The sequence below is a fragment of the Arthrobacter sp. FW305-BF8 genome (assembly GCF_021789315.1).
Taxonomy (GTDB): domain Bacteria; phylum Actinomycetota; class Actinomycetes; order Actinomycetales; family Micrococcaceae; genus Arthrobacter.
The window spans coordinates 296828-308689 of record NZ_CP084561.1; the positions used below are offsets into that span (position 1 = coordinate 296828).

Consider the following 11862-nt stretch of genomic DNA (forward strand, 5'->3'; position numbering starts at 1 on the left):
GTGCTGAATCAGCAGGCCACGACGTTGACGGCGAGCCCGCCCATGGCCGTTTCCTTGTATTTGGAGCTCATGTCCTTGCCGGTCTCGCGCATGGTCACGATGACCTCGTCCAGCGAGACCCGGTGCGAGCCGTCGCCCCACAGCGCCATCTTGGCCGCGTTGATCGCCTTCGCGGCGGCGATCGCGTTCCGTTCGATGCAGGGCACCTGGACCAGCCCGCCAATGGGATCACAGGTCAGGCCCAGGTTGTGTTCCATCGCGATTTCGGCGGCGTTCTCCACCTGCGCCGGGGTGCCTCCCATGACTTCGGCCAGGCCAGCGGCGGCCATTGACGACGCCGATCCCACCTCGCCCTGGCAGCCCACCTCGGCGCCGGAGATGGAGGCCTGTTCCTTGTACAGCACCCCGACGGCACCGGCGGTTAGCAGGAACTTCACCACGACGTCGTCGCGGTCTTCCTGGCTGGCCTTGTCCATACCCGGAGCGAAGTGCAGCGCGTAGTACAGGACGGCCGGGATGATCCCGGCGGCGCCGTTCGTCGGTGCGGTCACCACGCGCCCGCCTGACGCGTTCTCCTCGTTAACCGCCAGCGCGATGAGGTTCACCCACTCCTGCCAGTACTTGGGGTCCCGGTAGTCCCCTCCGTGGTCACGGCCTTCCTTCAGCAGGCGTTCATGCCAGTCGGGAGCACGACGGCGGACCTTCAGTCCGCCGGGCAGCAGCCCCTCGCGCTTCAGGCTGACCTCGACGCAACCCTCCATCACGGAGTAGATGTGGAGCAGTCCCTCGCGAATTTCGTATTCGGTGCGGCTGTCTTCCTCATTGACCCGCATCACGTCGCTGATGCTCAATGACGTGTTTTGGCAGTGCTTGAGCAGCTCTGCCGCTGTGCGGAACGGCAGCGGCAGTTCCTTCTTGGACTCGTCCAGTTCCTGCTGCGCCGCATCCTCCTCGCCCTCGCGGACAATGAACCCGCCGCCCACGGAGAAGAACGTGGCCTTCCGGAGCTCGGAGCCGGCCGCATCAAAAACCGTAAATGTCATGCCGTTGGTGTGCCGCGGCAGCACGGTCAGTGGCCGCAGCACCATGTCTGCGACCCCGTACGGCAGCGGAACCGACCCGGCCAGCTGCAACGTCCCGGTCTCCGCGATCGAGCCCAGCCGTTCCTCGACCTCATCGGGAAGGATCAGCTCGGGGTGGAAGCCCTCCAGGCCCAGCAGGACCGCCGTCATGGTTCCGTGCCCGTGCCCCGTCGCCGCGAGCGAGCCATACAGGTCCACGCGCAGGGACGCCACCCGCTCGAGTACGCCGGAGGATGTCAGCTCCTCCGCAAACACCGCCGCAGCCCGCATGGGTCCAACGGTGTGCGACGACGAAGGGCCGATGCCGATCGAGAAGAGGTCAAAGACGCCAACAGCCATGGTCGGTTCCTAACTGGAGAGTTGTGGTCGGTTCGGGCTGGGGAGGGTTTGAGGTACGTGGGGGTGGAGTTTTTGTCCAGATAATGGGCTCAAAAGGGCCTCGAACTCGCGGTATCTGTACAGAAACTCCACGCCCCGCGAAGGGAGGGAGGAGCGAGCTAGAGTTCGCCGCCGTTTGCTGTTGCGTATTCTTCGGCCGACAACAGCGGGCCCTCTTCCGTGACTGCCACCTTGAACAGCCAACCGGCGCCGTAGGGGTCGCTGTTGATCAGGGCCGGATCCGTGACGACGCCGTCGTTGATCTCGGTCACTTCACCCGTGACCGGGGCGTAGAGGTCGGAGACCGACTTGGTGGATTCCACCTCGCCGCAGGTTTCGCCGGCCCTGACCGTGGAGCCGACCTCGGGCAGGTCCACGTAGACGATGTCGCCCAGGGCGTCGGCCGCGACAGCGGAGATCCCGATCCCCACAGGTCCGGCCCCGTCGGCAGCAACCCACTCGTGCTCGGCGGAGTACTTCAGTTCAGAAACAACTTTGCTCATGTGATTTTCCTTTGAGATCGAGGTGCTGGTTACTTGGAGCGCTGGTAGAAGGGCAGGGCGACCACTTCGAACCGCTCGGCCTTGCCCCGCAGGTCTACGTCCAGGACCGTGCCAACTTCGGAATAATCGACGTCGACATACGCCATCGCCACCGGGTAGCCGAGGGTGGGGGAGGGCTGGCCGGAGGTGATCTCGCCCACCAGCGTGCCGTCCTTGAGGACCGGGTAGTGGCCGCGGGCAGCGCGCCGGCCCAGGCCCTTGAGGCCCACGAGCCTTTGTCCAATGGTGGAACCGACGCCGGCTGCCTTGATCGCGGCCAGTGCTTCCCTGCCCACGAAGTCGCTTTCCTTCGCCAGCGACACCACCGGGCCCAGCCCCGCGGCGTAGGCATTGACGCGGCGCGAGAGCTCATTGCCGTAGAGCGGCATGCCGGCTTCCAGGCGCAGCGAGTCCCGGCAGGCCAGGCCCGCCGGGATCAGCCCGTGCGCGGCGCCCGCGTGCAGAAGCGCCTCCCACAACCCGGCAGCATCGTCGTTGGGCACGTAGATTTCGAAACCGTCTTCACCGGTGTAGCCGGTGCGGGCGAGCAGGAGGTCCTGACTGTTGACTTCGACTTCAACGGCCGCGTAGTACTTCAGCTCGGTCACCAGGGAGTGCTGTTCGGCCGGGACCAGCTGGAGCAGGATGGCTTCCGCGTTGGGCCCCTGCACGGCGATCAGCGACGTCTCGGCGGAGGCGTCCTCGACGGCGGCGTCGAACTTCGCTGCGCGCTCGGCGAGGGCGGCGGCCACCACCTTGGCGTTGCCGGCGTTGGGGACCACCAGGTACTTGGCTGTTCCGTCCGCAGCCGCGGGAAGGCGGTAGGTGATCAGATCGTCGATGATGCCGCCGTCGGCGTCACAGATCAGTGAGTACTTGGCCTTGCCGACGGCGATGGCGGACAGTTTGCCGGCCAGGGCGTAGTCCAGGAAGGCGCCGGCGTCCGGGCCCGTCACCCAGACTTCCCCCATGTGGGAGAGGTCGAACAGGCCTGCCGCGTTGCGCACGGCGTGGTGTTCGGCAAGCTCGGAGGTGTACTTGAGCGGCATCTGCCAGCCACCGAAATCGGTGAACGAGGCGCCGGCCTTTTTGTGCTGGTCGTAGAGGGCGGTGTAGTTCTCGGTCATTGGTCAGTTTTCCAATCCGGTGATTGAGCTTGTCGAAATCTCGAAGTCTTCGATCGGCGGGCAGGAGCAAACCAGGTTCCGGTCGCCTGCGGCGCCGTCGATGCGGCCCACCGGCGGGAAGTACTTGTCCTGCCTGAGTGACGGAACGGGGAAGGCGGCCTGCTCGCGGGGGTAGGAACGGTCCCACTGGGAACTGACGACGGCGGCTGCCGTGTGGGGTGCGTTGCGCAGCGGGGAGTTCTCCACGGTGAAGTCGCCGTTGGCGACCTGCTCGATCTCGGCGTGAATGGTGATCATCGCGTCGATGAACCGGTCGATCTCGGCCAGGTCCTCGGACTCGGTGGGCTCCACCATCAGGGTGCCGGCCACAGGGAACGCCAGCGTGGGGGCGTGGAAACCGAAGTCGATCAGGCGCTTGGCCACGTCCTCGGCGGTGACGCCGGTTTTCGCCGTGAGGCCGCGCAGGTCCAGGATGCACTCGTGCGCCACCAAGCCGCTGTCTCCCGTGTAAAGGACCGGGAAGAAATCGTTCAGCCGGGAAGCGACGTAGTTCGCGGCGAGCAGCGCGGACTTGGTGGCTTCGGTCAGGCCGTCGCCGCCCATGAGCTTTACGTAGGCCCAGGAGATGGGCAGCACGCCCGCGGAGCCGAAGCGCGAAGCGGAAATGGCGACGCCTGTTGATCCGACAGCGCCCGCTACACCACCTTCGAACGAAGCGTTGTTCGCATCGCCGGGCATGAAGGGAGCGAGGTGCGCCTTGGCCGCAACGGGGCCGACGCCGGGACCGCCACCGCCGTGCGGGATGCAGAAGGTCTTGTGCAGGTTCAGGTGCGAGACGTCGCCGCCGAACTTGCCCGGCTGCGCGAGCCCGACCAGGGCGTTGAGGTTGGCGCCGTCGATGTAGACCTGGCCGCCGGCCGCGTGGATGGCGTCGCAGACCTCGCGGACGTCGGCGTCGTAGACCCCGTGCGTGGACGGGTAGGTGATCATGATGCAGGACAGGGCGTCCTTGTGCGCCTCGATCTTGGCGTACAGGTCGGTGTGGTCGATGGTGCCGTCGGCGGCGGTGGCCACGACGACCACCTTCATGCCGGCCAGCACCGCGGAGGCCGCGTTGGTGCCGTGCGCCGAAGCCGGGATCAGGCAGATGTTGCGCTGGTCATCACCGCGGGACAGGTGGTAGCCGCGGATCGCCAGCAGCCCGGCGAGCTCGCCCTGCGAGCCGGCGTTCGGCTGGATGGACACCTGGTCGTACCCGGTGATCTCGGCGAGGTCCGCTTCCAGACCATCGATCAGTTCGCGCCAGCCCTCGGTCTGGGAATCCGGGGCGAACGGGTGGATCGATGCGAACTCCGGCCAGGAAATGGCTTCCATCTCTGCCGTGGCATTCAGCTTCATGGTGCAGGAGCCCAGCGGGATCATGGTGCGGTCCAGCGCCAGGTCGCGGTCGGAGAGCTTGCGGATGTAGCGCAGCAGCTGGGTTTCGGAGCGGTGCGTGTTGAACACCGGGTGCTCCAGGTAACCGGAGGTGCGCAGTACGGCTTCGGGGAGTTCAAATCCCGCTGCGTCCCCTACGGGACCGGCGCCGAAGGCGACGGCCACGGCGGACAGCACCTCCGCCGTCGTCGTCTCATCAATGGAGACGCCAACGGTGTCCGCATCGATGAGGCGCAGGTTGATCCCCCGGGCCTCCGCGGCGGTGATGACCTTGTGGGCTTTGCCGGGCACCCGCACAGTGAGGGTGTCGAAGAAGGAGTCGCTGACCAGTTCACGGCCCGCCGTCTTGAGCGCGGTGGCGAGGACGCGGGCGTTGTTGTGGACGGTCTCGGCGATTGCCTTCAGGCCGTCGGGGCCATGGTAAACGGCGTAGAAGGAAGACACGATGGCCAGCAGCGCCTGGGCGGTGCAGATATTGGACGTCGCCTTCTCCCGGCGGATGTGCTGCTCGCGGGTCTGGAGGGCCAGCCGGTAGGCGGGCGCGCCAGCGTTGTCCTTGGAGACGCCGACGATGCGGCCCGGGAGCGTGCGCTCCATGCCGGCCCGCACCGCCATGTAGGCGGCATGCGGGCCGCCGAAGAACAGCGGAACCCCGAGGCGCTGGGCGGTTCCGACGGCGATGTCGGCGCCCTGCTCGCCCGGAGGCGTGATCAGGGTCAGAGCCAGCAGGTCGGCGGCCACCGTGACCAAGGCGCCGCGTTCCTTGGCGGCGGCGATGACCCCGGTGTGGTCGAAGACGCGGCCCGAAACGCCGGGCTGCTGGAGGACGACGCCGTTGATGTCGCCGTCGGGAAGTCCCTTGGACAGGTCGGCGACCTCCACTTCGAAGCCGAGGGCTTCGGCGCGGCCCAGCACGATCGCGATGGTCTGGGGGAGGCAGTCGGAGTCCAGGACCGTCTTGCCGTCCTTGGCCTGCTTGTTCTTGTTGGCCCGGCGCATGAGCAGCACAGCCTCGGCCACCGCCGTCGCTTCATCCAGCAGCGACGCGTTGGCGACCGGCAGCGCGGTCAGGTCCTGGACCATGGTCTGGAAGTTCAGCAGCGCCTCCAGCCGGCCCTGCGAGATCTCCGGCTGGTACGGGGTGTACGCGGTGTACCAGGCCGGGGCTTCAAGGATGTTGCGGCGGATCACCGGCGGGGTGACGGTGTCGTAGTAACCCTGGCCGATCATCTGCACGGCGGTCTTGTTCTTGGCGGCCAGGCGGCGAAGCTCCGCCAGGACCTCAACTTCGCTCAGGGCGGCGGTGAGCAGCAGGGGGTTCTCCTGGCGGATGGACGCCGGAACGGCGGTATCCACAAGGCCGTCGACAGTGTCATAGCCGACAGTCTTGAGCATGGTGTCGATATCGGCCTTGCGCCGGGCGCCGATATGCCGGTCAGCGAAGGTTGATGGAAGAGATTGAATCGTCATGAGGAACTCCAGGTCTGGCCGGCCACGGGTGGCACGGCATGGATTGGGTTCCTCCCCGCTCTGTATTGGACCTGAGAGATTCCGCGGACATGATTCTCCGCTTGCACCGTCGGTGAGCCCGGTTACCCGAACTGCTTTCCAGAGTTGCCTAGCCGCGGCGGTACGGGGGCCTGAGAGATTCCTGGGGAGGATTTGCTCCTACGGCGCCTGCCCGGTGAATGACTGGGAGGACTCTCCCGCCACGGTTCGAAAGGCTATGAAGATGTGGGGTGATTCGGCTCACAGGTTACGGGACAATTCCGCCCAGACCAAATCGGAGGTCCCCGTTTGACATTTCTTCGTGACGGAGACCACACTGATCCGGTGGCCAGCGGGGCTGCACTGACCGGCCCGGGCCGGCAAGACGGCCGCCGCCGGCACACATACATTTTTTCAAATAACTGAAAATGCTTACGATCTGCGGCGGGAGAGCCCTGCCGGTACGTTCAGCAGGCGCCGTAGGAGCAAACCCTCCCCAGGAAACTCTCAGGCCCACGTACCGCCGCGGCGAGGCAACTCTGGAAAGCAGGCAGGCACGTCCTGTCTCACCGACGGTGCAAGCGGAAGACCATGTCCGCGGAATCTCTCAGGTCCAAGACAGAGTGGGGAGGAACCGAATCAGTGTGGCTATTTGCCACTTGAACGATGGAGTTCCTTATGACGATTCATCCCCCTGCCTCCCCAGCCGGTTCCTCAGCCGGTGAGGCTCCCCGCCTGGAGCGGCAGCTGAGCAACCGGCACATCCAGCTGATCGCCATCGGCGGTGCCATTGGCACGGGCCTGTTTATGGGCTCCGGCAAAACCATTTCCGCGGCCGGCCCGTCCGTGATCTTCGTGTACATGATCATCGGTTTCATGCTCTTTTTCGTCATGCGGGCCATGGGCGAGCTGCTGCTGAGCAACCTGAACTACAAGTCCTTCAGCGATTTCGCCGCCGACCTGCTGGGGCCGTGGGCGGGGTTCTTCACCGGATGGACCTACTGGTTCTGCTGGGTGATCACAGGAATTGCGGACGTCATCGCCATTGCCGGGTACTCCCGCGAGCTCTGGCCGGGATTGCCCCTCTGGATCCCGGGCCTGGCCACCGTGGCCATCCTGTTGCTGCTGAATCTCACCACAGTCAAGGCATTCGGTGAAACCGAATTCTGGTTCGCCCTCATCAAAATCATCGCCATCGCCGCCCTGATCATCGTGGGCATGTTCATGATCTTCAGTGGTTTCCAGAGCGACGCCGGACAGGCAAGCTTCACCAACCTGTGGAGCCATGGGGGCTTCTTCCCCAATGAATTCATGGGTTTTGTGGCCGGCTTCCAGATCGCTGTGTTCGCTTTTGTGGGCATCGAACTGGTGGGCACCACGGCCGCAGAGGCCAAGAACCCGGAGAAGAACCTTCCCAAGGCCATCAACTCCATCCCGATCCGTGTACTGCTCTTCTACGTGGGTGCCCTCATCATCCTGATGTCCGTCACGCCCTGGACCCAGTTCGCCGCCGGCCACAGCCCGTTCATTGCGATGTTCTCGCTGGCCGGACTCGGGGCCGCCGCCACGGTGGTCAACCTCGTGGTGCTGACCTCGGCGATGTCCTCGGCCAACTCCGGAATCTACTCCACCTCCCGCATGGTCTACGGCTTGGCCCAGGAAGGCGACGCGCCCGCCGCGTTCGGCAGCCTGTCCCGCCGCAAGGTACCCAACAACGCCCTGTTCCTGTCCTGCGTGCTTCTGCTCTCCGGCGTAGTGCTCATGTACGCCGGCCAGGACGTCGGCAAGGCGTTCGACATGGTCACCACCGTTTCGGCCGTCTGCTTCGTTTTCGTCTGGTCGATCATCCTCGCCAGCTACATCGCCTTCCGGCGCCGCCGCCCGCACCTGCACACGGCCTCAAAGTTCAAGATGCCGGGAGGCATCCCCATGGTGTGGGTGGTCTTCGCGTTCTTCGCCTTCGTGCTGTGGACTCTGACCACCCAGCCCGACACCCTGACCGCACTGCTGGTCACCCCTGTCTGGTTCGTCCTGCTCGGTGCGGCCTGGCTGGTTCTGCGCCGCCGGCCCGCGCACCTGGCCCGCTACGCAGCCTTCCAGGATGAACTCCAGGCTGAGGAGACCGCCGCCCGCGAGCATGCGAGCCGGCGTCTCGAGGAGAAGGAAAGCGTCAAGTGATGATCAGGACAGAGGAAAGGCCGACGGCGGCGGGCCGGGCCCGCGGGCCCCAGGATCCCGCTGCCGGCGGGGAGTTCGTGCTCACCTTCCACTGCCCGGACTCGCTGGGAATCGTCCAGTCGGTCGCGGATTTCCTGCTCAGGCAGGAGTGCTACATCGTTGACCTCAAGCAGTTCGGCGACCGCACCGCCGGGCACTTCTTCATGAGGGTCCACTTCGCCTCGACGAGTGACGCGACAGGTGACACGGCAGGTGACACCGCCGCCGTCGAACAGCCCGCCGTCGAACAGCTCCGAGACAGCTTCGCACCGCTCGCAGGCCAATGGAGCATGGACTGGCGTCTGGAGCGCCACGACCGCAAGCAGCGGATCCTGGTGATGGTGTCCAAATACGATCACTGCCTCAACGACCTGCTGGTCCGGGCCCGCAACGGCGAGCTGCCGGTGGAGATAGCGGCGGTAGTGTCCAACCACCCTGACCTGGAAGGGCTCGCAGCCTGGCACGGGCTCCCGTTCCACCACATCCCCGTGACGCCGGAGACCAAAGCCGAAGCGGAGGCCAGGCTGCTTGGACTGGTGGATGACTATGAGGTTGAGCTGGTGGTCCTGGCCCGCTACATGCAGGTTCTCAGCGACTCGGCCACCGCCCGGCTCGCCGGCAGGGCCATCAACATCCACCACTCCTTCCTGCCCAGCTTCAAGGGTGCCAAACCGTACCACCAGGCGCATGAGCGCGGAGTGAAGACTGTCGGCGCCACGGCCCATTACGTGAATTCAGAGCTTGATGAGGGACCGATCATTGCGCAGCAGGTGATTGAGGTCGACCACACCTACACTCCCGCGGACCTGGTGTCCGTGGGCAAGGACGCGGAGTGCAAGGCCCTGACGAATGCTGTTCGCTGGCACGCCGAAGGAAGAATCATCCTGTCCGGGAACCGCACGGTCATCCTCCGCTGACAAGCCCATCCAACCAGACCTGGAGTTGCTCATGACGAACCAATTGCCGGTGCGCCTGGAGATCATTCCCACCGACGGCATTGTTGCCGAAGTACAGACGCACGTTTCAGCCGGATCAACGCTGACGGTAACCTGCCTCCCGCACCACGGGGTCAAGGCCACCGTGGGGGCCTCGGTCCAGCTTGGCCAGCTGGGCTACAAGGTGATTCCCCACCTGGCCGCCCGGAGCATCGATGGCCGGGCGCAGCTGGCCGGAATGCTCCGTGACTGCGAGGCTGCGGGGATTACGGAGGTTTTCGCGATCGGAGGTGACGCTCCGGAGCCCGCCGGTCCCTACGGCAACAGCAGCCGGCTCATGGAGGACATTGCCGACCTGACCGGCGGGTCCATGGCCATCGGTGTCGCCGGATATCCCGAAGGCCATCCGAAACACAACGAGCTGCAGATGCTCGATGCACTGCTGGAGAAGCAGCATCTGGCCTCGAACGTGGTGACCCAGATGTGCTTTTCGGCGCCCAGGATCGGCTGGTACACGGAAATGCTGCGGCGCGAAGGCCTCGATCTCCCGATCTGGGCTGGGGTGGCCGGGGCCGTCCCGCGGGCCAAGCTGATCGCGCTCGCCACCAAGATCGGGGTCGGCCCGTCGCTGAAGTTCCTGAACCGGAAGGGCCCCCTCGCCCGCAGGCTCCTGAACGCCGGCAGCTATTCATCAGGGTCTCTGGTGTCCGAACTGGCCACGATGGATCCTGCACTTGCGGGCATCCACCTCTATACATTCAACAACGTCGAAACCCAGCCGGCAATGACCTGGAACCTTCCCGCGGGCGCCAAAGCCTCCTAGCCAAAGTCCGCAACCACAGCGCGAACGTACACTTGTGGCCCCTTTTCCGCCGGGAATTGGGGCCACAACTGTACGTTCGTGCTTTTTTCCTGGCCGCAACATCTTGCATTGTGGGCTGAACCCATAATGCGGGGCGTCGAGTCCGCCGTCGTCATCGAAGGCACCCCAGGTCAAACACACAGAACACGCCTACCTCGGCTTCTGACCCCGCAAACTCCCATCCGGCGCTCCGTAGGTGCCGTTTGGAGGGTGAAAAGGGCGCCTACGGAGCAATCGGCGGGGTTAATTACAGGAGCAGCTCGCGGACGGTCAGCTGGAGCCTGATCGTGTCGGCAGCCTCGTCTGACCCGCGGCTGCCCCACCCCGAGTCTTCCGCCTCGCGGTCTGCTGAGCCGTCGTCGCGTGCCACGCGCCTAGACCTCAAGTCCGACGGCGGTGTTCCCGACGGCGGCTTCTTGCCGGACCGGCGTCGCCAGGCCCAGGTTCTCCCGGAGCGTGGGGCCGGCGTACTCCGTGGGGTATACGCCGCGTTCCTGAAGTTCCGGGACGAGGTGGTTGACGATGTCGTCCAGGCCGGTGGGGATCAGCCACGGCGAGATGTTGAAGCCGTCCACCGCTCCGGTGCGGGCATACTCCGCCAGGCGGTCCGCCACCTCCGTGTAGGAACCGGTGAAGCTGGAGTCCCCGCGGCTGGTCCGGGCTGAGACGAACTGCCGGATGCTGAGGCCCTTGTCTTTGGCTTCGGCGCGCCACTGATCCGCCAACTGCTTCGCCTTGGCGCCGTGGAAGCCGCTGCCGCGGGTCTCGGAGGTCTCCTCCACCACGGGGTCGATGTCCGGCAGCGGCCCGTCCGGATCGAAGCCCTGGAGCTCGCGGCCCCAAAACTGTTCGAGATAGGCGATGGCCTGCTCGGGCCCGATCTGCAGGCTCCGCACCCAGTTCTTCTTCTCGCGGGCTTCCTGCGGGGTGGCCGCGAGAATGAACTCGCTGGCGGGCATGATCTTGAGGTCGTTCGCGCCGCGCCCGGCCTTGACCGTGCGCTCGACGATGTCGCGGCGGAAGTCGAGGGCGTCGTCGAGCTTAGGGTGGGCGGAGAAGATGACGTCGGCCTGCCGGGCAGCGAAGTCGCGTCCCTCCGGCGAGTCGCCGGCCTGGAACAGCACCGGCCGGTACTGGGCACTGCGCGGCAGCCGGGGCACGTAGTCCACCGTGTAGTGCTTGCCCTCGTGGCGCACGGGCCGGGCCGAACCGGGCGCGGCCCAGGCGGAGGCGCCGGGGCTCGAAGCGATGGCGCCGTCCTCCCAGGAATCCCAGATCCGCTTGGCCGTATTGACGAACGCTTCGGCGTGGACGTACCGGTCGGCGTGGTCCAGGTAGCCGCCGCGGCGGAAGTTCGCCCCGGTCCAGGCATTGTCCGTGGTGACCACGTTCCAGGCAGCACGGCCGCCGGAGAGCAGGTCCAGGCTGGACAGCCGGTGTGCCAGGTCGGCGGGGTCGTTGTACGTGGTGTTCTGGGTGGCCACCAGGCCGATGCGGCTGGTCACGGAGGCCAGCGCGGCCAGCATGGTTTGCGCGTCCGGCCGGCCGGCCACGTCCAGTGCATGCGGGCGGCCGAGGTGCTCGCGGAGCCGCAGCCCCTCGCCGAGGAAGAACGCGGCGAACAGGCCCCGCTCTGCGGTCTGCGCGATGCGGCGGAAGGACTCGAAGTCCGTCTGCGATCCGGACTCCGGCGATTTCCAGACGGTACCCGAATTCACGCCCTGGAAGAAGATGCCGAGCTGCAGCTGGCCGGAGGGCACGAAGCCGTTGCCGATGTGTGTGTCTGTCATGAGT

9 protein-coding genes and 2 riboswitches are annotated in these 11862 nt (G+C 65.8%); of the genes, 3 read left to right on the plus strand and 6 right to left on the minus strand.

Annotated features, from left to right (window positions below; all coding sequences use genetic code 11):
* Positions 1 to 8: 8 nt before the first annotated feature.
* From LFT45_RS01345 to gcvP, 4 genes are all read right to left on the minus strand, one after another.
* Positions 9 to 1421, minus strand: coding sequence for an L-serine ammonia-lyase (locus LFT45_RS01345; RefSeq protein ID WP_236806177.1), 1413 nt, complete (start codon positions 1419 to 1421; stop codon positions 9 to 11).
* A 158-nt stretch (positions 1422 to 1579) separates the two neighbouring features.
* Entirely contained in the window at positions 1580 to 1963 is a 384-nt protein-coding gene (gene gcvH / locus LFT45_RS01350; RefSeq protein WP_236806178.1) for a glycine cleavage system protein GcvH, read from the minus strand.
* A 29-nt stretch (positions 1964 to 1992) separates the two neighbouring features.
* Positions 1993 to 3129, minus strand: a complete 1137-nt coding sequence (gene gcvT / locus LFT45_RS01355) for a glycine cleavage system aminomethyltransferase GcvT (RefSeq protein ID WP_236806179.1) — start codon at positions 3127 to 3129, stop codon at positions 1993 to 1995.
* Between the two features lie 3 nt (positions 3130 to 3132).
* Complete coding sequence (gcvP, locus tag LFT45_RS01360) at positions 3133 to 6036, minus strand: aminomethyl-transferring glycine dehydrogenase (RefSeq protein ID WP_236806180.1); 2904 nt, start codon at positions 6034 to 6036, stop codon at positions 3133 to 3135.
* Positions 6037 to 6184: 148 nt separating this feature from the next.
* A riboswitch (glycine riboswitch) is annotated at positions 6185 to 6285 on the minus strand.
* Between the two features lie 204 nt (positions 6286 to 6489).
* Positions 6490 to 6587: riboswitch (glycine riboswitch) on the plus strand.
* A gap of 145 nt (positions 6588 to 6732) precedes the next feature.
* Between gcvP and cycA the strand changes: the two genes are divergently transcribed.
* From cycA to LFT45_RS01375, 3 genes are read left to right on the plus strand one after another with little or no spacing between them, the layout of a single operon-like run.
* Positions 6733 to 8232 (plus strand): D-serine/D-alanine/glycine transporter, encoded by a 1500-nt coding sequence (cycA, locus tag LFT45_RS01365; protein ID WP_236806181.1) that lies wholly within the window; start codon positions 6733 to 6735, stop codon positions 8230 to 8232.
* Positions 8232 to 9188 (plus strand): formyltetrahydrofolate deformylase, encoded by a 957-nt coding sequence (purU, locus tag LFT45_RS01370; RefSeq protein ID WP_236808772.1) that lies wholly within the window; start codon positions 8232 to 8234, stop codon positions 9186 to 9188. The genes cycA and purU overlap by 1 nt, the downstream gene beginning before the upstream one ends.
* A 31-nt stretch (positions 9189 to 9219) precedes the next feature.
* The gene (locus tag LFT45_RS01375; RefSeq protein ID WP_236806182.1) at positions 9220 to 10029 is read left to right on the plus strand and encodes a methylenetetrahydrofolate reductase; all 810 of its coding nucleotides are present in this window, start codon (positions 9220 to 9222) and stop codon (positions 10027 to 10029) included.
* Positions 10030 to 10315: 286 nt separating this feature from the next.
* Here LFT45_RS01375 and LFT45_RS23220 read toward each other — a convergent pair whose 3' ends face one another.
* Complete coding sequence (locus tag LFT45_RS23220) at positions 10316 to 10438, minus strand: hypothetical protein (protein ID WP_272912735.1); 123 nt, start codon at positions 10436 to 10438, stop codon at positions 10316 to 10318.
* 4 nt (positions 10439 to 10442) lie between these two features.
* Positions 10443 to 11858, minus strand: coding sequence for an NtaA/DmoA family FMN-dependent monooxygenase (locus LFT45_RS01380; RefSeq protein ID WP_236806183.1), 1416 nt, complete (start codon positions 11856 to 11858; stop codon positions 10443 to 10445).
* Between the last annotated feature and the right edge of the window lie 4 nt (positions 11859 to 11862).

Coding starts and splice junctions, on each gene's coding strand:
- LFT45_RS01375 (WP_236806182.1), top strand. CDS start 9,220: ATGACGAACCAATTGCCGGTGCGCCTGGAGATCATTCCCACCGACGGC.
- gcvH (WP_236806178.1), bottom strand. CDS start 1,963: ATGAGCAAAGTTGTTTCTGAACTGAAGTACTCCGCCGAGCACGAGTGG.
- gcvT (WP_236806179.1), bottom strand. CDS start 3,129: ATGACCGAGAACTACACCGCCCTCTACGACCAGCACAAAAAGGCCGGC.
- gcvP (WP_236806180.1), bottom strand. CDS start 6,036: ATGACGATTCAATCTCTTCCATCAACCTTCGCTGACCGGCATATCGGC.
- cycA (WP_236806181.1), top strand. CDS start 6,733: ATGACGATTCATCCCCCTGCCTCCCCAGCCGGTTCCTCAGCCGGTGAG.
- LFT45_RS01345 (WP_236806177.1), bottom strand. CDS start 1,421: ATGGCTGTTGGCGTCTTTGACCTCTTCTCGATCGGCATCGGCCCTTCG.
- purU (WP_236808772.1), top strand. CDS start 8,232: ATGATCAGGACAGAGGAAAGGCCGACGGCGGCGGGCCGGGCCCGCGGG.
- LFT45_RS01380 (WP_236806183.1), bottom strand. CDS start 11,858: ATGACAGACACACACATCGGCAACGGCTTCGTGCCCTCCGGCCAGCTG.